18 protein-coding genes and 1 tRNA gene are annotated in these 19,478 nt (G+C 71.5%); 11 read left to right on the plus strand and 8 right to left on the minus strand.

Translation table 11 applies throughout. The features are described from left to right. Positions 1-55: 55 nt before the first annotated feature. Both IE153_RS25755 and IE153_RS25760 read right to left on the minus strand, forming a co-directional pair. Positions 56-391, minus strand: a complete 336-nt coding sequence (locus IE153_RS25755; protein ID WP_189592199.1) for a deoxyxylulose-5-phosphate synthase — start codon at positions 389-391, stop codon at positions 56-58. A 52-nt stretch (positions 392-443) separates the two neighbouring features. Beyond that, complete coding sequence (locus IE153_RS25760) at positions 444-851, minus strand: NUDIX hydrolase (RefSeq protein WP_189592200.1); 408 nt, start codon at positions 849-851, stop codon at positions 444-446. Between the two features lie 62 nt (positions 852-913). On the opposite strand from IE153_RS25760, the gene IE153_RS25765 reads away from it, so the two are divergent. Next, positions 914-1,228 (plus strand): hypothetical protein, encoded by a 315-nt coding sequence (locus IE153_RS25765; RefSeq protein WP_189592201.1) that lies wholly within the window; start codon positions 914-916, stop codon positions 1,226-1,228. Between the two features lie 126 nt (positions 1,229-1,354). On the opposite strand, the gene IE153_RS25770 is transcribed toward IE153_RS25765, so the two are convergent. The 3 genes from IE153_RS25770 to IE153_RS25780 all read right to left on the minus strand — a co-directional run bounded on the left by IE153_RS25770 (position 1,355) and on the right by IE153_RS25780 (position 4,903). Further along, positions 1,355-1,427, minus strand: a tRNA-Arg gene (locus IE153_RS25770). 90 nt (positions 1,428-1,517) lie between these two features. Further along, entirely contained in the window at positions 1,518-3,158 is a 1,641-nt protein-coding gene (locus IE153_RS25775; protein ID WP_189592202.1) for an IclR family transcriptional regulator domain-containing protein, read from the minus strand. Between the two features lie 401 nt (positions 3,159-3,559). Next, positions 3,560-4,903, minus strand: a complete 1,344-nt coding sequence (locus IE153_RS25780; RefSeq protein ID WP_435811931.1) for a M6 family metalloprotease domain-containing protein — start codon at positions 4,901-4,903, stop codon at positions 3,560-3,562. A gap of 308 nt (positions 4,904-5,211) precedes the next feature. Between IE153_RS25780 and IE153_RS25785 the strand changes: the two genes are divergently transcribed. Both IE153_RS25785 and IE153_RS25790 read left to right on the plus strand, forming a co-directional pair. Next, positions 5,212-5,856, plus strand: coding sequence for a TetR/AcrR family transcriptional regulator (locus IE153_RS25785; RefSeq protein ID WP_189592204.1), 645 nt, complete (start codon positions 5,212-5,214; stop codon positions 5,854-5,856). 162 nt (positions 5,857-6,018) lie between these two features. Then, positions 6,019-7,560, plus strand: coding sequence for an MFS transporter (locus IE153_RS25790; RefSeq protein ID WP_189592205.1), 1,542 nt, complete (start codon positions 6,019-6,021; stop codon positions 7,558-7,560). A gap of 320 nt (positions 7,561-7,880) precedes the next feature. Here IE153_RS25790 and IE153_RS25795 read toward each other — a convergent pair whose 3' ends face one another. Next, complete coding sequence (locus IE153_RS25795) at positions 7,881-8,414, minus strand: MarR family winged helix-turn-helix transcriptional regulator (protein WP_189592206.1); 534 nt, start codon at positions 8,412-8,414, stop codon at positions 7,881-7,883. 89 nt (positions 8,415-8,503) lie between these two features. Here IE153_RS25795 and IE153_RS25800 point away from each other — a divergent pair, with 89 nt between their 5' ends. After that, entirely contained in the window at positions 8,504-9,289 is a 786-nt protein-coding gene (locus tag IE153_RS25800; RefSeq protein ID WP_189592207.1) for a dioxygenase family protein, read from the plus strand. A gap of 22 nt (positions 9,290-9,311) precedes the next feature. On the opposite strand, the gene IE153_RS25805 is transcribed toward IE153_RS25800, so the two are convergent. Further along, positions 9,312-9,830, minus strand: coding sequence for a GNAT family N-acetyltransferase (locus IE153_RS25805; protein WP_189592208.1), 519 nt, complete (start codon positions 9,828-9,830; stop codon positions 9,312-9,314). Positions 9,831-10,024: 194 nt separating this feature from the next. Here IE153_RS25805 and IE153_RS25810 point away from each other — a divergent pair, with 194 nt between their 5' ends. Beyond that, entirely contained in the window at positions 10,025-11,023 is a 999-nt protein-coding gene (locus IE153_RS25810; RefSeq protein ID WP_031107295.1) for a sigma-70 family RNA polymerase sigma factor, read from the plus strand. Positions 11,024-11,528: 505 nt separating this feature from the next. Next, positions 11,529-12,437, plus strand: coding sequence for a TetR family transcriptional regulator (locus IE153_RS41790; RefSeq protein ID WP_229829169.1), 909 nt, complete (start codon positions 11,529-11,531; stop codon positions 12,435-12,437). 30 nt (positions 12,438-12,467) lie between these two features. Here the strand turns inward: IE153_RS41790 and IE153_RS25825 are convergent, their stop codons facing one another. After that, positions 12,468-13,481, minus strand: coding sequence for a helix-turn-helix transcriptional regulator (locus IE153_RS25825; RefSeq protein ID WP_189592209.1), 1,014 nt, complete (start codon positions 13,479-13,481; stop codon positions 12,468-12,470). A 62-nt stretch (positions 13,482-13,543) separates the two neighbouring features. On the opposite strand from IE153_RS25825, the gene IE153_RS25830 reads away from it, so the two are divergent. The 5 genes from IE153_RS25830 to IE153_RS25850 all read left to right on the plus strand — a co-directional run bounded on the left by IE153_RS25830 (position 13,544) and on the right by IE153_RS25850 (position 19,467). Further along, positions 13,544-15,052, plus strand: a complete 1,509-nt coding sequence (locus IE153_RS25830) for an MFS transporter (RefSeq protein ID WP_189592210.1) — start codon at positions 13,544-13,546, stop codon at positions 15,050-15,052. A 180-nt stretch (positions 15,053-15,232) separates the two neighbouring features. Then, a complete protein-coding gene (locus IE153_RS25835) occupies positions 15,233-15,994 on the plus strand; it encodes a DeoR/GlpR family DNA-binding transcription regulator (protein WP_189592211.1) in 762 nt (253 codons plus the stop codon). Continuing rightward, positions 15,991-16,938 carry a 1-phosphofructokinase gene (gene pfkB / locus IE153_RS25840; protein WP_189592212.1) on the plus strand — a complete coding sequence of 316 codons (948 nt, stop codon included), beginning with the start codon at positions 15,991-15,993 and terminating at the stop codon, positions 16,936-16,938. The genes IE153_RS25835 and pfkB overlap by 4 nt, the downstream gene beginning before the upstream one ends. A 198-nt stretch (positions 16,939-17,136) precedes the next feature. Beyond that, positions 17,137-19,191: a PTS fructose transporter subunit IIABC gene (locus tag IE153_RS25845; protein WP_189592213.1), complete on the plus strand. Its 2,055-nt coding sequence runs from the start codon at positions 17,137-17,139 to the stop codon at positions 19,189-19,191. Positions 19,192-19,308: 117 nt separating this feature from the next. Next, complete coding sequence (locus IE153_RS25850) at positions 19,309-19,467, plus strand: hypothetical protein (protein ID WP_189592381.1); 159 nt, start codon at positions 19,309-19,311, stop codon at positions 19,465-19,467. Positions 19,468-19,478 lie beyond the last annotated feature (11 nt).

Raw genomic sequence — 19,478 nt, forward strand, 5'->3', positions numbered from 1 at the left:
CATGGTCACCCTCGCCTGCCTACTGCTCTGGCTGCCCTGACTTTGCGGACACGACCTAGGGCAGCTCTCGGCGGACCAACGCCTGAGCGAACGGCTCTCCGGTGGCCCGGGCGTAGGCCATCCGCTCGCGCACCTCGCTGAGGGTGCGTGGGCGATAACCGGGCCCGCCGCAACAGCTCTTGTGGAACCGCACACCGGCGTGCAGCAGCACGGAGAGGGTTCGCCAGGCGGCGTTGTCCCGCTTCTTGGGCGCCGCGAAGGCGGAGCCGACGTGGATCAGTGGTTCGGCGCAGCGTGGACAGACCCGGTCGTGGTCGTGATGGCCGGGGTAGGGCTGCTTGTACGAGGCCCGGCAGGGCAGGCAGACATACGAGGTCTTGGCGTGGGCCATGCGGCCAGGGTAGAGCCGTCGCAGGACCGGGCTCGAAGGAATTTCGGCATGGTCAGAGAAGCCGGCCGGTCTCGTGCAACACGTCGAAGACGAGCCCGTCGATGACGCTGACTCGATCCCTGTCGGCGTAGCGGAACCACGCCTTCTCGGCGATCTCCCGCGCGGGGATCAGCTCACCACGGTGATCGGCGGCGTAACAGATCATCCGGAACGGGTCGTGCTCCGGATGTCCCTCGCCGATCTCGAAGGTGCCGACATGCACCATGGAACCGGGGTCGATCGTCGCCCGCAGCTCCTCGTCGATCTCCCGCACCAGGGTCTCACCGTCGGACTCACCCGGCTCACGGTGACCGCCTGGGAGATAGAAGCGATCCCTGCCGTGACTACGCGTCACGAGCACCAGGCCGTCCCGGACCAGGACCCACGCAACCTTTTCCGGCACACCGTCGCCATTCGCCATGAGGGGACCGTACGGCAGGTGTGCGGCACAGCGCCTGAAACGCTCGCTGGCACGATGGTCCCGTGGTGGACTTGGAGCGCATCAAAGCGGAGACCGTGGCATACATCCGAGCACTCGATGAGAACGCCACCCTGCGGCGCCACTTCCGCCACGCGGACGAGGAGGGTGGCTTGTGGTACATCGAGGCCGTACCCGTCCGCAGCGAGTTTGTCGTCATCAAGCAAGCCGAGCTGACTTCGGCCGGCCAGCTCCACCGGTACAGCTGGGAGCACCTGGAGGACGAGCACGGCGGCTTGACAGACCAAGCGATCGAACCTGAAGAGGACCCGCTGGAGGCCATCCCGGCCGAAGAGTTCCAGCGGGTGTGGACTCGGTGAATGGGCCGGACAACCACTTTAGACGCCCCGCACCGGACGACCCGATCTGGCAGACGGGGCACGACCCCTGAAGCGCAGAAGGGCCAGCCCTGGAGGAAACCCCTCCTGAGCTGGCCCTCCTGGCTGTGCCCCCGGCAGGATTCGAACCTGCGACACCCGCTTTAGGAGAGCGGTGCTCTATCCCCTGAGCTACGAAGGCAGTGGCAGTGGACGCAAGGAGCGTCGTGCCTGTGGTCTGGGAGGACCACAGGCGTCAGCGTACCGGATGTGGGTCGGGCGGGTGTGGGGGTCAGGTCAGGGGGACGTGGGTGAAGCGGGCCGCTGTGTGGAGGTCCGTCTGGATGCGGGCCGCCGTGGCCGTCAGTTCCGGGACCAGGTCCGTCACGCACTCCCTCGGGGTGCGGCGGCTCGCGTGCATCGCCGTGTTCAGGGCCGCCACCACCCGGCCCGAGCCGTCGCGGATCGGGACCGCGATCGAGCGCAGGCCCTCTTCCAGTTCCTCGTCCACCAGGGCGTAGCCCTGCGCGCGGACCGAGGTCAGGACCCCTTCGAGGGTGTGTTTGTCCGTGATCGTGTGGGCGGTGAGCGCCGGTAGTTCCTTGGCCCCCCGGATTCCCTCGGACGCGTCCGCCAGCAGCACCCTGCCCAGTGCCGTCGCGTACGCCGGCAGCCGCGTGCCGACCGTGATGTTCACGCTCATCACCCGGGCCGTGGCCACCCGGGCCGTGTACTGGATCTCCTCGCCGGAGTCCGACAGCACCGCCAGTGACGTCGACTCGTGGATGCGGGACGTCAGGTCGGCCAGGTGAGGCTGGGCGATCTCGGGGAGGGAGGTGCGGGACAGGGGAGGGAAGCCGAGGGAGAGGACCCGGGGGGTCAGGGTGAAGGTGCGGCCCGCCGCGGTGACCAGGCCCAGGTGTTCGTAGGTGATCAGGGCCCGGCGGGCCGTCGCCCGGGCCAAACCCGTCGCCTGGGAGACCTCCGTGAGGGTCAGCTCCGGCCTGCCCTCGCCGAAGGCCGTGAGGACCGTCAGGCCCCGGGCCAGGGATTCGATGAACTCGCGGCCCAGTTGCTGCTTGGACGCGCCGGTCCACAGGGCCAGGTCCGACGGGGGCGGGCCGGGCTCGGGGGGCGGGGCGGTGTGGAGTTCGCGTTCCATCGCCCGCACCGCGGACCGCAGCCGCGGCAGCAGCGTCGTTCGCAGGTCGCGCGCGGTGTGGCGGCTCGTGTGGCTGACCACGCTCGCCACGCTCGCGATCCGGCCGCCCGGGCCGGGGGAGCGGACCGGTACCGAGATCGCCACCAGGCCCGGCTCGATGAGCTGGTCGTCCAGGGACCAGCCGTGCGTCGAGGCCTCTCGCGTGCGGTGTACGAACCTCTCGTCGTCCTCCGGGTCCCCTTCGTAGTCCCCTTCGTACGTGCGGGGCGGTACGGCCGTGAAGGACAGGTCCCTCGGGTCCGCCGCCCTGCGCTCGCGCCAGCGTTGCCAGTCCGCTGCCGTCCACTGGGTCGCGAACAGCGGGCCGGGGGCCGTGCGTTCGGCGGGGAGCAGGTCGCCGATGCGGAAGCTGAGGGACATCGCGCGGCGGCGGGTCGCCTGGTGGATGAAGCGGATGCCGTCGCGGTCGGCGACCGCCAGGGAGACCGACTCGTCCAGTTCGTCGGCCAGGGCGTCCGCGTGTGGGGAGAGCAGGGCGGGCAGGCGCAGGGCCGACATGTAGGCGTTGCCCAGTTCCATCAGGCGGGGGGACAGGTGGACGTCCCGGCCGTCGAAGCGGACGTAGCCCATGCGGGCGAGCGTGGCCGTGATGCGGTCGACCGTGGAGCGGGCCAGGCCGCTCGCGCGTTCAAGGCCGCTCAGGCTCAGCGTGCCGCCCACCTCCGTCAGTTCCCGCAGCACCGCGATGCCGCGGATCAGGGGAGTGACCACCTCGGCGGGGGCCCCTCGCTCCGCAGTCGCGCCGCCAGTCGATCCCGCCGCCGACCCGACCGTCCGTGCGGCCGTTCCGACCCTCGACCCGGCCGCCGACCCGGCCGTCCGTGCGGCCGTTCCGGCCGTCGACCCGGCCGCCGATCCGGCCGTCCCTGCGCCCGAGCCCGCCGCCCCAGCGGCCCGGTCGTCCCTCCGAGCGGCCGACGCAGTCGTTTTCCCGACCGGCGGCGGCTCCTTCTCGGCGGCCGGTGGGGCGGACCCCTCCGGGGTCTCGGGCGTGCGCTTCGCTGGCATCGGCTCTCCGGTACGGCGCTCGCGACGGTCGCGGCAGGCCCACCGTAATCCGGAATCGCCAGCCCGAAGGCCGGGAGGGGTTCCACCGGTGGGGCCCGACCCGTCTACTCCCTCGTCACCCGCACCCGATACCCCGCCTCCACACCCGCCCCCGCCGCCCCCGTCCCCGCCCCCACGCCCGCGACCTCGATCGTGATCCCCCTCGCCGTGTCGCGGAACGACTCCCCGGGCGTGAACGGCGCGTCCGACAACTCCGCGTGGACGTTCGGCGCGCGCGTGCATCCGCCGCTGTCACGGCGGGCGTCCTGGACGGTGACCGGGCCCATGCCCGTGTCCACCTCCGCGTCGACCTTGTAGATCAGGACGCCGGGGCGGCACACCGCCTCGTCGTTTCCGCCGCGGGTGCGCAGTTCGACGGCGTAGCCGGTTCTGCCGTCGAGGGGGACGAAGACCAGCTTGGAGCCGCCGGCCAGGGCCAGGGGCGTCAGGGTGTACTCCGTGGTGCCGGAGGACGCCGCGCAGTGGACCTGGGCGGCGTCGAGCCAGCCCAGCTTCCACTTGTGCCAGCCGAGGAAGTCGTTGTTGGCGCCCCAGTCCTCGCTCATGATGTCCCAGTGGCCGACCGCGCCACCGCCCTCCGCGGTGTACAGGTCGGGCAGGCCGAAGACGTGGCCGTTCTCGTGGGGGAGGACGCGGTAGCCGGTGCGGTCGTAGGAGCCCGAGCCGTCGTCCTGGCGGGAGTAGACGAAGGACGCGTTGGCCACGGGTAGGCCGTCGGCCGTGGGTGCCTCCGGATTGCCGGCGAAGGTGACGGACAGGACGGTGTCCAGGGCGGAGGGGCCGGCGTTGGGGCTCACCAGGACGTTCAGCAGGTCGTACGCGCGGAAGTCCACCTTCGGGTCGGCGGCGGCCACGAGGTCCTGGACCATCGCGCGGTAGCCGGGGTCGAACGGGGCCCCGCGCTCTATGCCGTACTCGCGGAAGGACTTCGGCATCCGCAGCCACCCGGGGATCGGGGTCTCGGGGCGGTAGTCGAGACGGCCGTAGGAGCTGGTGCGGAACCACTCGCGGGTCTGCGGGAAGAACTCGTGGTAGCGGTCCTGGGCGTCGCCTTGGCCGGGGGCGTCGGAGAAGTCGACCATCAGGGTGAGGGCGCGGACGGTGCCGGTGGAGCGGGTGTAGCCGGTGGAGGTGGGGATGCCCTCGGACATCTGGACCTCGCGGGCGCCGCGGATCATGCAGGGGCCGTGCTCGGCGGTGTGGGACAGGGCGATCGGGCCCGCTCCCGCCGTATTGGTGCCCGGGCTGAGACGGCCCGTGCCGGCCGAGGTGCTGACCGTGAAGGTCAGGGCGGTCACGCAGGCCAGCGCGGCCAGCCGGCGCCTGGGTATCCGGCCGCCGGGCGGACCCGTGCCGTCCGGGCGCGGGCGCCGGGGCCGTGGCCGTATGCAAGGGACCTGCAAGGGACCTCCCGCGCCACGGCAGCCTCCCGGTTCCCGGCTGCACCCTTGCGATCACCCTGCGTCGCGGGGTGGGGGGACGCGCGTTGGAAGAGACCGATCGTGGGTTTCCCGTCAGTAGCGCCCCGATGAGTTTGTGAGTCAGGTCACAAACATTTTCCGCGGGAGCGGGAAATACCGGGGACCCACTCCCCGTTTAGCCATGTGTCGGAACGAAACGGGGACCCGCTCCCCGGATCGGGCCACGAGACACCTTCAAGCGCCACACACTTCAACACCGACATCAGGAGTACGCCGTGCAGACCGCCAACCCCGTCACGCGCAAGGTGCCCAGGCCCCGTGCCGACGCCCTGCGCAACCGGGAGCGGATCGTCACCGCCGCCCGGGAGATGTTCGTCGAGCACGGCCCCGAGGTGCCGCTCGACGACATCGCCCGCCGGGCCGGCGTCGGCAATGCCACGGTGTACCGCAACTTCCCGGACCGCGACGCGCTCGTCCGCGAGGTCGTCTGCTCCGTCATGGACCGTACGGCCGCCGCCGCCGAGGCCGCGCTCACCGAGACCGGCGACGCGTTCGAGGCGCTGGAGCGCTTCGTGCACGCCGCGGCCGACGAGCGGATCAGCGCGCTGTGCCCGATGGTCTCCAGCACGTTCGACCAGCACCACCCGGATCTGGAGGCCGCGCGCGAACGGGTCGAACGACTGGTCGCGGAGGTCATGGACCGCGCCAGGTCGGCCGGACAGCTCCGGTCCGACGTGGACGTCGGGGACGTCATGATCGCCGTGGCCCAGCTGAGCCGGCCCCCGGCCGGCACGGACTGCTTCCGCGCCGACCGCTTCGTCCACCGCCATCTCCAGCTGTTCCTGGACGGGCTGCGCGCTCCGGCTCGCTCCACCCTCCCGGGCACGCCGGTGACTCTGGAGGACCTGCGCCGACCCTGACCGATGAGTTCAGGCCGCCCCACCCGTCTGAACCCTGACCACCTGATCGCCTGACCGGCAGTCATCACGGCCGTCCCCGCAGACGAGCCGTCACCTTTCGTCACCCTTTTTCCATCACGACGTCCCGTTTTTCCGTCACGAAGTCCCGAAGTGGGTATCCCCATGTCTGAAACAGCCTCAAAGGCTCTCCGCGCTCCGGCCGCAGAACCGGATCCCGGCCGCTGGAAAGCGCTCGTCTTCATCGCGCTCGCCCAGCTGATGGTCGTCCTGGACGCCACCATCGTGAACATCGCCCTGCCCTCCGCCCAGCAGGACCTCGGCATCTCCGACGGCAACCGGCAGTGGGTCGTCACGGCCTACGCCCTCGCCTTCGGTGGTCTGCTCCTGTTCGGCGGCCGGATAGCGGACCTGTGGGGGCGCAAGAAGGCCTTCGTGGTCGGGCTCGGCGGCTTCGCCGCGGCCTCCGCGCTCGGCGGCGCTGCCACCAACGAGGCGATGATGTTCGGCGCCCGTGCCCTCCAGGGTGTCTTCGGTGCCCTGCTCGCGCCCGCCGCGCTCTCCCTGCTCGCGGTGATGTTCACCGACGCCAAGGAGCGCGCCAAGGCGTTCGGCATCTACGGCGCGATCGCCGGTGGTGGCGGTGCCGTCGGTCTGATCCTGGGCGGCTTCCTCACCGAGTACCTGGACTGGCGCTGGACGTTCTTCGTGAACATCCCGTTCGCCATCGTCGCCGCGGCCGGCGCCTACTTCGTCATCCGTGAGCCCGAGGGCGGCCGCAACCGCTCCGCGCTCGACATCCCCGGCGTCATCCTGTCCACCCTCGGCCTGGTCGCCCTCGTCTACGGCTTCACCCGCGCCGAGTCCAACGGCTGGAGCGACTCCGTGACCGTCGGCATGTTCGTCGCCTCGGCCGTGCTGCTGGCGTCCTTCGTGCTCGTCGAGTCGAAGGTCAAGGCCCCGCTGCTGCCGCTGCGCGTGATCACCGAGCGCAACCGCGGCGGGATCTACCTCTCCCTCGGTCTCGCGATCATCGCGATGTTCGGCCTGTTCCTCTTCCTGACCTACTACCTGCAGATCGTGAAGGGCTACTCGCCGGTCAAGACCGGGTTCGCCTTCCTGCCGATGATCGCGGGCATGATCACCGGCTCCACCCAGATCGGCACCCGCCTGATGACCCGGGTCGCGCCGCGCCTGCTGATGGGCCCGGGCTTCCTGGTCGCCGCGCTCGGCATGCTGCTGCTGACCCAGCTCGAGATCGGTTCCTCGTACGCCGCTCTGCTGCTGCCGGCGATGCTGCTGCTCGGCCTGGGCATGGGTACGGCGTTCATGCCGGCCATGTCGCTGGCCACCCAGGGCGTCGAGCCGCGGGACGCCGGTGTCGCCTCCGCGATGGTCAACACCTCGCAGCAGGTGGGCGGCGCGATCGGCACGGCCCTGCTGAACACCATCGCCGCTTCGGCGACCACGGCGTACGTCGCCGACCACATCGCCGGGGCGACCAGCCGGTCCCAGCAGCAGCTGGTCCAGCTGGAGGCCATGGTGCAGGGCTACACCAGCGCCATCTGGTTCGCCGTCGGCATCCTCGTGGTGGCCGCCGCGATCGCCCTGACGTTCGTCAACGCCGGCCGCCCGGGCGGTACGACGGTGGTGTCCTCCGACGAGGACGTGGTGGACGAGGTGCAGATCCCGGTCGTCGCCCACTGACGCCCGCGCACCGCACCCCTTCGGGCCCTGTCGTAGGCACGGGGAAGGGGACGCCCCGCACCTACGGAATCCAGGACCTGCCCTGCTCCCGCGCCTCAGCGGGGCAGGGCAGGTCCGCATCCGGCCGCGGCGGCAGCGAGCAGGGCAGCTGCGCACTCGCGGCTTCGGCGTCAGTGGAGCAGGGCAGCTCCGCATTCGCCCTCGGCGTTAGCGGAGCAGGGCAGCTACGTACCTGCCGTCTCGGCGTCAGCGGAGCCGGGGCACATCGGCACCCGCTCCCGCGTCAGCGAAGCCAGGGCACATCCGCTCCCGCTCCCGCGTCAGCGAAGCCAAGGCAGGTCCGCACCCGCTTCGGCCGGCTGAAGTCCCTCGGCGACGATCCGCATGATCTCGCCGAGGGACTTCTGCTGTTCCGGGGAGAGCCGATCGAAGACCGCCTGGCGTACGGCCTCCACATGGCCCGGCGCGGTCTGCCGCAGCACCTCCAGGCCCTCGTCCGTGAGGACGGCGAACTGGCCCCGCTTGTCGTCGGGGCAGTCCTCCCGGTGCACCCAGCCGTTCTTCTCCAGACGCGCGACGGCGTGCGAGAGGCGGGACCGGGTGATCTTCGCCAGCATCGCGAGCTCGGTCATCCGCAACCGCCGCCGCGGCGCCTCGGCGAGCTTGACCAGCAGGCCGTAGTAGACGTGCGGCATGCCCGCGTCGCGCTGCAGCTGACGGTCGAGATGGTCGTCGAGGAGGGTGACGCCCTCCATGAACGAGCGCCAGACGCGCTGCTCCTCGTCGGTGAGCCAGCGTGGTTCCTGGGGCTCCGCGGTGGAGCCCTGTGCCGGTGCGGATGCGGGTGCCTTCATGTGTTCCACTCTACGTGGACCCTCCTTGAACTTTAAACAAATGGCCCGTACAGTTTTGTAGGGAACCATGTTTTGGAAGGAGCCGCAGCATGTCCGCCGCCACCCAGGAGCGCATGCCCGCTCTGTACCTCAGCCACGGCGCGCCGCCCCTGGCGGACGACCCGGTCTGGCCCGGTGAGCTGGCCGCCTGGTCCGCCGGACTGCCGCGCCCCAAGTCCATACTGATCGTCTCCGCCCACTGGGAGGAGGCCCCGCTCGCCCTCGGCGCCACCGAGACCGTCCCGCTCGTCTACGACTTCTGGGGCTTCCCGGAGCACTACTACCGGGTGACGTACGACGCCCCCGGCGCACCGGAGCTCGCCGAGTCCGTACGCAAGCTGCTGCGCGCCCCCGGCGTGCCCGTCCAGGACGTCCCCGACCGCGGCCTCGACCACGGCGCGTACGTGCCGCTGGTCGAGATGTACCCGGAGGCCGACATCCCGGTCCTCCAGGTGTCCATGCCGACGCTGGACCCGGTCCGGCTCCTGGAGATCGGCCGAAAGCTCGCCCCCCTGCGGGACGAGGGCGTGCTGATCGTCGGCTCCGGCTTCTTCACCCACAACCTGGCCGCGCTCCGGCAGGGCGGCATCCCCGCCTGGTCGTCCGAGTTCGACGACTGGGGCCGGCGGGCGCTGGAGGCGCGTGACGTGGACGCCCTGCTCGACTTCACCCGCAAGTCGCCCGCGGGGCAGCTGGCCCACCCGCGCACCGAGCACTTCGCCCCACTGTTCGTGACCATGGGCGCGGCCGACGCGGCCGGTGAGCTGGACGTGCAGAAGTCCGTCATCGACGGGTTCTGGATGGGGCTGGCGAAGCGGTCGGTGCAGTTCGGCTGAGGAGGACCCGGGAAACGGGCGCCTACAGCGGCTTCTCGTACCAGGCCACGTCCCAGTAGCGGCCGAATTTGCGGCCGACCTCCCGGTAGGTGCCGACGTGCCGGAAACCGAGGCGCTCGTGCAGCCGGGCCGACGCCTCGTTCGGCAGCGCGATGCCCGCGTAGGCGCGGTGCAGATCCTCGCCGGACAGGGCCTCGAAGAGGGCCGTGTAGAGGAGCGTGCCGACGCCGCGCCGGCCGGCCGTCGGGGCGACGTACACGGTCGTTTCCACGGAGGTGGCATAGGCCGGCTTCGTTCGGAAAGGGCTTGATGTGGAGTAGCCCAGAATCTCCTGTGGGTTCGCCGTCGTGGCAACCATCAGGCGGTGCGGTCCGTCTTCAGGGTGGGAGAGCAGCCAAGGGCGGCGCTCCTCCGGAGTGAAGATCGCGGTATCGAATGTGATCGCCGTCTCACGTACATAGTGGTTGTAGAGGGCCGTGAGGGCCTCGAGGTCACCCTCGACTCCCGGCCTGACCTGCACCTCTGTACGTTGCGACGGCATCGTGCCTCCCCGTGTGGCCGGACAGGGTACTGCATGATCAGAAAAATCGGGGGCCCGGTTGGGAATTCTGTCCTGATTCCAGTCGTTGTTTCCATCGGATGCAGGGCACCCGAGGAGAGTCCGGAGAGTCCCGGAAGACGGAGTCCAGCGTCCGAAGGACCACCCGCTGACCTCACCATCGCAAGGGAGCTCGCATGGCAACCCGTGCCGTCGCCCGTCGTCAGTCCGCCACCGGCGAGACGGCCGACGCGGCAAGCAGTGTTCGCGCCCATGGCGGCGAGATCGCCGACCGCGACCTGGTCGGCATGTACCTCGACGAGATCGCGCGCACACCACTGCTCGACGCCGCCAAGGAGGTCGAGCTGTCCCAGATCATCGAAGCGGGTGTGTTCGCACAGCAGATCCTCGACGGCCTCGAGGAGAACAAGGCCGGGGCCTCGCCCGAGGAGCTGCAGGCCCTGGTCGACGCGAGCGAGCGGGCCAAGGATGTCTTCATCCGCTCCAACCTGCGCCTGGTCGTCGCGGTCGCCCGCCGCTACCCCCGCAGCGGTCTGCCGCTGCTGGACCTGATCCAGGAGGGCAATGCCGGCCTGGTGCGCGCGGTCGAGAAGTTCGACTACCGCAAGGGCTTCAAGTTCTCCACATACGCGACGTGGTGGATCCGCCAGGCCATCACCCGTTCCATAGCGGACCAGTCCCGTACGATCCGCCTGCCCGTCCACCTCGTGGAGGAGCTCGGCCGGATCCGCCGTGTGCAGCGCGAGTTCAACCGCGAGCACGGCCGGGACCCGGAGCCCGCGGAGATCGCCGCCGAGCTCGGCTCGACGCCGGAGCGCGTCACCGACGTGCTCGACTGGGCGCGCGACCCGGTCTCGCTGAACATGTCGGTGGACGACGAGGGCGAGACCCAGTTCGGCGACCTCCTGGAGGACACCTCGGCGGTGTCGCCCGAGCAGTCGGTGCTCACGCTGCTGCGCAGCGAGGAGCTCGACGACCTGATCGGCCGGCTCGACCAGCGCACGGCGTCCATCATCAAGATGCGCTACGGCATCGAGGACGGCCGGGAGCGCACGCTGACCGAGGTCGGCAAGGAGCACGGCCTGACCCGCGAGCGCATCCGGCAGATCGAGAAGCACGCACTGCTGGAGCTGAAGAAGCTCGCCCGCAGCACGGGGTTCGACGCCGCGGCGTGACCCTGTATCGCGCGGAGGCGTGACCGTGTTCGCGCGGCGGCGAGATCCCGTTCGCGCGGCGGCCGGACATCGGCGAGACGGTGAGCGTCCGGGCGTACGGCCCGTCCCCACGGCCAGTGGGTGACGGAGCGTGTGCGCCCGGAGGGCACCGCGTACGCCGGGTGGCGAAAGACCGCGCAAACATGGCGATGTAACGCCGCTTCAATTCGCGGACTCAGGGAACAAGACTTCTGGGTCCACCAGTTCGGGCCCGGGTCACACCCCCTGACCCCCAACAGCCAAGTCCCGTCGCACTCCCCCCGGCGCCGGGACTTTCCCCAAGGCCGGGCTTCGGCGTCCTTCCCCCCGGACGTCGGAGCCCGGCTCTCTGCTTGCGGTGCGCCGGACGGGGTGCTGGAGAGCGGGGTGCTGCAGACCGGGTCTGGAGGGCGGGCCACCCCGTACCTGAACCACGGGGTGGCCCGCCAGATGGCAGATTGTGTCACATGGGCATAGCCTGCCGGGCGTGAGCAGCACCACCCCGACCCCGCCTCCGTCCTCGCTGACCGAGCGGCGGAAGACCGAAACACGTATGGAGATCGCCCGGGCCGCGGCCGGCCTCTTCGTACGGCACGGCCTGCGCGCCACCCGCGCGGAGGACATCGCCCAGGCCGCCGGTATCGCACCGCGCACCTTCTACCGGTACTTCGCCACCAAGGAAGAGGCCGTCGCCCCGCTCTACGCGGCCGGCGCCCAGCGTTGGGTGGAGGCGGTGCGCGCCGCTCCCACCGACGCAGGCGTGCTCCACGCCCTGGAACAGGGGGTCCGCCACACCCTCACCCCGGGCGTCGGCGTCTCGGCGTCCTCCTGGGAGTGGGTCCGCACGCTGCTGCGCCTGGCCGAGGCGACCCCGTCCCTGCGCAGGGTGTGGGCGGAGGTCTGCCAGGCGTCCGAGCGGCTGCTGGGGGAGGTGCTGGCGGAACGGGTGACACGTGTCGGGGTCCCGGGAGTTGCCGGGGTCCCTGGGGCGTCCGGAGTTCCGGGAGCCGGGGTCCCTGGGGCGTCCGGAGTTTCTGGAGTAGCCGGGGTCCCTGGGGCCGCCGGGGTTCCGGGAGTAGCCGGGGTCCTTGAGGCGGTCGGGGTCCCTGAGGCGGCCGGGGTTCCTGAGGTCTCCGCGGAGGGCCGCGACAACGTTGCCTCCGAGCCTGATCCAGCCCCCGCCGCGACCCCTCACGTGCCCCCCACCGCACCCCCTCATCCGCCCCGCGCCGCCACCCCCGAGCTGCGCTTCGCCGCCGCCGTGGCCAGCGCCGCCGTACGTGCCGCGCTGGAGGCGTGGGCCGCGGGGGACGCCCCCGTCGAGGGTCCGGACGGGCCCGCGGAACTCGCCCTGCGCAATCTCGCGGCGCTGCGGGACTTCCCGTGGGGGCCGTGAGCCTTCCCGCGGTGGATGCGAGGCGAGGGCTCACACCCCGCCGCCCACATCCCCGCCCGCGTCCCCTCCGGTCGCGTCCCCTCTGGCCGCCGCCCTGCTCAACCGTGCCCCCAATTCCCTCACCGCCGTGACGAGTTGCTCCGGCGCGTGCACCACGAAGTCGCACTCCAGCATCGCCAGCCGGAACGCCACCCACTGCACCGCGTCCCCGACGGATCCCCGCAGCCGGCAGCTGCCGTCGTCCAACGGCTCGGGCGTGCCCAGCCAGTGGGGCACCCGGGCGGCGACGAAGTCGGCCGGGGCGGCGAACGTGACCTCGAAGTCGTAGACCTGCTGCTGCCGTTGCATCGAGCGCCGGAGGTACTCCGCCGCGTTCCCCGTCGGCAGCTCGCGCGGCACGAAGCGCGCCCCGGTGGCGAACGGCTCGCCGACCCGGTCGACGCGGAACGTGCGCCAGTCGTCCCGGTCGATGTCGTACGCCACCAGGTACCAGCGGCGGCCCGTCGACACCAGCCGGTACGGCTCCGTCAGGCGCCGCGTCTGCGTGCCGTCCGCCGCTCGGTAGGCGAACCGCAGCCGCTCGTGCCCGGCCACCGTCGAGGCCATGACGGTCAGTGTCTCGGGCGCGATGCTCGGCCCGTCCCCGCTGGTCCATGGTGTGGTCGCGGCCTGGAGGGTGGTCACGCGGTGGCGCAGCCGGCCCGGCAGGACCTGCTCCAGCTTGGCCAGCGCCCGCACCGACGCCTCGTCCAGGCCTTCCACCGCGTGCCCCGCCCCGGCGCGCAGCCCGACCGCGATGGCCACGGCCTCCTCGTCATCGAGCACGAGCGGTGGCATGGCCTTGCCGGCGACCAGCCGGTAGCCGCCGTCGGCGCCCTTGGTCGCCTGGACGGGATAGCCGAGCTCCCGCAGTCGGTCGATGTCCCGCCGCACCGTGCGGCGGGACACCCCGAGCCGCTCGGAGAGCTCGCCGCCGGGCCATTCGCGGGGCGTCTGGAGGAGGGAGAGGAGAGTCAGCAGCCGAGCCGGAGTGTCCGTCGTCATACCGATGAGGATGCCGCACCACTAGGTCATGATCTGACCTAATGGGGGTCTAACTTCGAAGCATGAACTCCACCGACACCACTCTCGGCACGGCGGGCGGCGGGACCGACCGCCGGCGCTGGTTCGCCCTCGCGATCGTGATGACCGCGGCCTTCATGGACCTCGTCGACGTGACCATCGTCAACATCGCCATACCGTCGATCCGGCAGGAGTCCGGCGCCTCCTTCAGCCAGATCCAGTGGATCACCGCCGGTTACGCCCTCGCCTTCGCCGCGGGCCTGATCACCGGCGGGCGGCTCGGCGACATCCACGGGCGTAAGCGGATCTTCCTCGTCGGCATCGGCGGATTCACCGTCGCCTCCGCGCTGTGCGGTCTCGCGGTGAACCCGGAGATGCTGGTCGCCTCGCGCTTCCTCCAGGGCGGCATGGCGGCGCTGATGGTGCCGCAGGTGCTGTCGATCGTGCACGCCACCTTCCCGGCGCACGAGCGGGGCAAGGTGTTCGGGCTGTTCGGCGCGGTCGTCGGACTCGGGGCCGTGTCCGGTCCGCTGCTCGGCGCGCTGCTGACCGAGTGGAACCTGTTCGGCTGGGAGTGGCGGTCGATCTTCCTGATCAACCTGCCCGTGGGCGTCGCCGGACTGATCCTGGGCAGCCGCTTCATCACCGAGTCCAAGGCGCCGCGCGCCCTGAAGCTGGACCTGGTGGGCGTCGCGCTCGTGACGCTGGGCCTGCTGATGCTGCTCTACCCGCTCATCCGCGGCCGCGAGCTGGACTGGCCGGTGTGGGGATACGTCTCGATGGCCGGCTCGCTCGTCGTCCTCGCGGTGCTGGTGGCGTACGAGAGGCGCAAGGCCGCGCGGGACGGTTCCCCGCTGGTCGAGCTGCCGCTGTTCAAGGTCAAGAGCTTCGCGGCCGGGATCGCCGTGCAGACCGTCTTCGGGGTCGCGCTGGGCGTGTTCTTCCTCGTGTGGACGTTGTACATGCAGGTCGGGCTGAACTGGAGGCCGCTGAAGGCGGGCCTGACCGGGGTGCCGTTCTCGATCGCCGTGTCGGCGGCCGCCGGGATGTCCGTGCAGATGCTGGTCCCGCGCTTCGGCCGCAAGGTGCTCCAGGCGGGCGCGCTGGTGATGGGCGCCGGAGTGCTCCTCTACATCTGGGAGTCCGGGCACTACGGCCTCGCCATCACCCCCTGGCAGATGGCGCTCCCGCTCGTCGTGATGGGCGTCGGCATGGGCCTGATCGTCGCGCCGCTGACCGACGCGATCCTCTCGGAGGTGCCGCGCGAGCACGCCGGTTCGGCGTCGGGGCTGATCAACACCGTGCAGCAGATGGGCAACGCGCTGGGGCTCGCCCTGGTGTCGGTGGTGTTCTTCGGCACGATCTCCGACCACCTGCGGCCGGATCAGGTGGGTCCGGCCTTCGTGGACGCCTTCCAGAACGCGCTCGGCTGGGTCGCCGCGGTCATGGGCGCCATCTTCCTGCTGATGTTCGCGCTGCCGAAGCGGCCCGCACAGCACGTGGAGGGGGAGCAGGCGCCGGTGGAGGAGAAGGAACCGGCGCTGGTCTCCTAGGGAACCGGTGCCCTCAGGGCTGTCGGCTGGGGACACATCGGGCTCGGCGCCTTCGGGTGCCGGGCCCGCTCGCATTTCTGCCTGTGCCCGATTGGGTCCGAACCTGTTTACTTTGCGGAAATCTCGGCGTAGCCTCCCGCTGAAACCACACGTTCGGGCATGAGGTGGAGGCGAACGGACATGTACGCACCGGAGCGGCAGCAGGAGATCCTCCGGCTCGCCCGTGACGGCGGCCGGGTGGATGTCGTGTCGCTGGCCGAGCAGTTCCAGGTGACGGCGGAGACGATCCGCCGGGACCTGAAGGCCCTCGACCGCGCCGGACTCGTCCGCCGGGTGCACGGCGGGGCCATCCCGGCCGGGCGCCTCGACTTCGAGCCGGACCTCGCCGAGCGCGAGACGACCGCCGCCGACGAGAAGGACAGCATCGCCAAGGCGGCCCTCGCCGAGCTGCCCGACGAGGGCACGGTGATCCTCGACGCCGGGACGACGGTGGCCAAGATGGCCGCCGCCCTCCCGCTGGAGGCCTCCCTCACCGTCGTCACGCACAGCCTCCCCATCGCGGCCCGCCTCGCCGACCACCCCGGCATCCAGCTCCACCTCATCGGAGGGCGCGTACGGCACCGCACGCGCGCCGCCGTGGACGCCTGGGCGCTGCGGGCGTACGGCGAGATCCGCGCCGACGTGCTGTTCGTGGCCGCCAACGGCTTCTCCGCCGAGCACGGCCTGACCACCCCCGACCTCGCCGAGGCCGCCGTGAAGCGCGCGGCCGTGGCCGCCGCCCGTCGCGTGGTGCTGCTCGCCGACTCCTCCAAGCACGGCCAGGAGCACTTCGCCCGCTTCGGTGACCTGAGCGATGTGGACCTGCTGATCACCGACAGCGGGCTGAGCCCAGAAGACGCCGTCGCGATCGAGCGCGGCGGCACGGAAGTAGTGCGCGCATGATCCTCACCGTCACCCCGAACCCGTCCCTGGACCGCACCTACGAGGTGCCGTCCCTCGACCGCGGCGAGGTCATCCGCGCCACCGGCGAGCGGATGGACCCGGGCGGCAAGGGCGTGAACGTCTCGCGCGCCGTCGCCGCGGCCGGCCGGCGCACCGTGGCGGTCCTCCCCCTGGGCGGCGCACCGGGCGCACTCGTCGCCGACCTGCTCGACCAGCAGGGCATCGAGGTCGCGCCCGTCCCGGTCGCCGGGGCCACCCGCTCCAACATCGCCCTCGCCGAGTCCGACGGCGTCCTGACGAAGATCAACGCCCCCGGCCCCGAACTCTCCGGTGCCGAACGCGAACTGCTCCTGGAGACCGTGCGGCAGCAGTCCCGCGACGCCTCCTGGATCGCCTGCTGCGGCAGCCTCCCGCGCGGACTCGCCCCCTCCTGGTACGCCGACCTCGTCGCCCGCGCGCACGCCGCCGGGGCACGGATCGCCCTGGACACCTCCGGGCCCGCGCTGCTCGCCGCCCTGCGCGAGCGGCCCGACGTGGTCAAGCCCAACGCCGAGGAGCTCGCCGGAGCCGTGGGCCGCCCCCTCGCCACCGTCGGCGACGCCGTCAAGGCCGCCGAGGAACTGCGTGAGATGGGGGCCCGGGCCGTCCTCGCGAGCCTCGGCGCCGACGGGCAGCTGCTCGTCTGCGACGAGGGCGCCTGGTTCGGCAGCGCCCGCGTGGCCGCCGTCCGCAGCAACGTGGGCGCCGGCGACTCCTCCCTCGCCGGTTTCCTGATCGCCGGCGGCAACGGCCCCGAGGCCCTGGCCTCCGCCGTCGCGCACGGCGCCGCGGCCGTCCAGCTGCCGGGCAGCGTGATGCCGACGCCGGGCGACCTGGACCCGGCGGCGGTGACGGTCACGGCCGAGGTCCCGGCGGACCGCGTGCTGAAGGAGCCGGCCTCATGACCCGCAAGGAGCCGGCCTCATGACCCACGACGAGCAGCGCGGACCGACGCGCGAACGGCGGGCCCCCTCCCCGTTACCCTCCACCCCCGCCTCCCTCCCCTCCACCCCCGCCTCCCTCCCTGTCACCCCCCACCGCACCCCCGTCCCCCTCCCCGCCCACCCCTCCCACCGGGCGATACGCGTGCTAAGGAGCCCGCGATGAGCGACATGATCATGGCGGACCTGGTCGACCTCGACCTGTCCGCCGACACCAAGGAAGCGGCGGCGCGTGCCCTCGCGGAGCGCATGGTGGCCCTGGGCCGGGTGACCGACCTGGACGGCTTCCTCGCCGACGTGGCCGCCCGCGAGGCCCAGATGCCGACCGGCCTCGACGGCGGCATCGGCATCCCGCACTGCCGCAGCGAGCACGTCACCGAGCCGACCCTCGCCTTCGGACGCAGCGCCGACGGCATCGACTTCGGCGCGGCGGACGGCCCCGCCGACCTGATCTTCCTGATCGCCGCGCCGGCCGGTGCGGACGACGCCCATCTGACGATCCTGTCGTCGCTGGCCCGGCAGCTGATGAACAGCGAGTTCACCGACGCCCTGCGCGCGGTGGGTGACGCCTCCGCCGCCGCGGCCCTGATCCGCGGCGACGAGCCGGACGCACCCGCCCCGGCGGGTTCCGAGAACACCGTGGCGTCGGCGGGAGCGGCCTCTCCCGCCGCCGCCACGGTCACCGATGACGACACCGCCGAAGAGCCCTCCCCGGAGCGCCCGTTTCGCATCGTCGCCGTCACCTCCTGCCCCACGGGCATCGCCCACACCTACATGGCGGCCGAGTCGCTGGAGAACGCCGGCCGGGAGGCGGGCGTCGAACTCACCGTCGAGCCCCAGGGATCGGCAGGCTTCACCCGGGTCGCCCCGGAGGTCATCGCGGCGGCGGACGCCGTGATCTTCGCCCACGACGTCCCCGTGCGGGAGAAGGAGCGCTTCGCGGGCAAGCCCACCGTCGACGTCGGCGTGAAGGCGGGCATCAACCGCCCCGCCGAACTCATCGCCGAGGTCCGTGAGAAGGCCGCGCGCGGCGAGGTCACCTCCGGATCCGCCCCTGCCACCCCGGTGGAGCGCGCGGGCGAGTCCGGCGAGGGCTACGGCACCAAGCTGCGCAAGTGGCTGATGTCCGGCGTCAGTTACATGGTGCCGTTCGTCGCCGCGGGCGGTCTGCTCATCGCCCTCGGGTTCGCGATCGGCGGCTACAAGATCAACAAGGCCCCGTCGGTGATGGACCACTTCCTGTGGATGCAGGCCGACAGCTGGGCGGCCCTGTTCTTCCAGATCGGCGGTGTCGCCTTCGGCTTCCTCGTCCCGGTCCTGGCCGGCTACATCGCCTACGGCATGGCCGACCGGCCCGGCATCGTGCCCGGCTTCGTCGGCGGCATGATCGCGTTCAACATCAACGCCGGCTTCCTCGGCGGTCTGGCGGCCGGTCTGATCGCCGGTGGCGTGGTGATGGCGATCCAGAAGGTGAACGTCCCGGCGGCGCTGCGCGGCATCATGCCCGTGGTGGTGATCCCGCTGATCTCCTCGGCGATCGTCGGGTTCCTGATGTTCGTCGTCATCGGCAAGCCCATCGCCGAGGCCCAGAAGGGCATGACCGACTGGCTGAACGGCCTGTCCGGCAGCAACGCGATCCTGCTCGGCACGCTCCTCGGCCTGATGATGTGCTTCGACCTCGGCGGCCCCGTCAACAAGGTCGCCTACACCTTCGCCACGGCCGGCATCGCGGTGGCCAGCCCCAGCGACTCGGCCATGAAGATCATGGCCGCGGTGATGGCGGCCGGCATGGTCCCGCCGCTGGCCATGGCCCTGGCGACGACCGTGCGCGGCAAGCTCTTCACCCAGACCGAGCGCGAGAACGGCAAGGCCGCCTGGGTGCTCGGCGCCTCCTTCATCTCCGAGGGCGCGATCCCGTTCGCCGCGGCCGACCCGCTGCGCGTCATCCCGGCCTCCATGGCGGGCGGCGCGGTCACCGGAGCTCTGTCGATGGCCTTCGGCGCCACCCTGCGGGCCCCGCACGGCGGCATCTTCGTGGTCCCGCTGATCGGCAACCCGTTCCTCTACCTGGTCGCCATCGCCGCGGGCGTCTGCGTCACGACGGCCCTGGTCGTCGTCCTGAAGGGCATGCGCAAGCCGGTTCCGGGCGCCGCACCGGCCTCCGGCGAGGGCGGCGCGGTCCGGGCGGCGGAGGAGAAGCAGCCCGTCGCGGCCTGAAGTGGCTGAAGGTTCGCCCCTTTCGGGGTGTGTGAACCGTTCATGCCACCTGCGAGATAGATCACGAAAATCACGGCCCGGGACCGTAGTCCCGGGCCGTGGTGTCTACTGGGGCGCATGCCCGAGCACGTCTCCCGATGGCCCGAAGGCCACCCTCTCCCCGCCCTCCCGCAACAGCGGCAGACGGGCCCCCGGTCGGAGTCCGTGGAACTGACCCCCGAGGAGAGAAACGCCTTCGCCGAGCTGGTGCGTCAACTCGGCGACAGAGGCGTCTAGGACCCGCTCCA

Source organism: Streptomyces massasporeus, from assembly GCF_014648995.1.
In the GTDB taxonomy this organism is placed as follows: domain Bacteria; phylum Actinomycetota; class Actinomycetes; order Streptomycetales; family Streptomycetaceae; genus Streptomyces; species Streptomyces massasporeus.

Coding starts and splice junctions, on each gene's coding strand:
- IE153_RS25755 (WP_189592199.1), bottom strand. CDS start 391: ATGGCCCACGCCAAGACCTCGTATGTCTGCCTGCCCTGCCGGGCCTCG.
- IE153_RS25760 (WP_189592200.1), bottom strand. CDS start 851: ATGGCGAATGGCGACGGTGTGCCGGAAAAGGTTGCGTGGGTCCTGGTC.
- IE153_RS25790 (WP_189592205.1), top strand. CDS start 6,019: ATGTCTGAAACAGCCTCAAAGGCTCTCCGCGCTCCGGCCGCAGAACCG.
- IE153_RS25795 (WP_189592206.1), bottom strand. CDS start 8,414: ATGAAGGCACCCGCATCCGCACCGGCACAGGGCTCCACCGCGGAGCCC.
- IE153_RS25800 (WP_189592207.1), top strand. CDS start 8,504: ATGTCCGCCGCCACCCAGGAGCGCATGCCCGCTCTGTACCTCAGCCAC.
- IE153_RS25805 (WP_189592208.1), bottom strand. CDS start 9,830: ATGCCGTCGCAACGTACAGAGGTGCAGGTCAGGCCGGGAGTCGAGGGT.
- IE153_RS25810 (WP_031107295.1), top strand. CDS start 10,025: ATGGCAACCCGTGCCGTCGCCCGTCGTCAGTCCGCCACCGGCGAGACG.
- IE153_RS25825 (WP_189592209.1), bottom strand. CDS start 13,481: ATGACGACGGACACTCCGGCTCGGCTGCTGACTCTCCTCTCCCTCCTC.
- IE153_RS25830 (WP_189592210.1), top strand. CDS start 13,544: ATGAACTCCACCGACACCACTCTCGGCACGGCGGGCGGCGGGACCGAC.
- IE153_RS25835 (WP_189592211.1), top strand. CDS start 15,233: ATGTACGCACCGGAGCGGCAGCAGGAGATCCTCCGGCTCGCCCGTGAC.
- pfkB (WP_189592212.1), top strand. CDS start 15,991: ATGATCCTCACCGTCACCCCGAACCCGTCCCTGGACCGCACCTACGAG.
- IE153_RS25845 (WP_189592213.1), top strand. CDS start 17,137: ATGAGCGACATGATCATGGCGGACCTGGTCGACCTCGACCTGTCCGCC.
- IE153_RS25850 (WP_189592381.1), top strand. CDS start 19,309: ATGCCCGAGCACGTCTCCCGATGGCCCGAAGGCCACCCTCTCCCCGCC.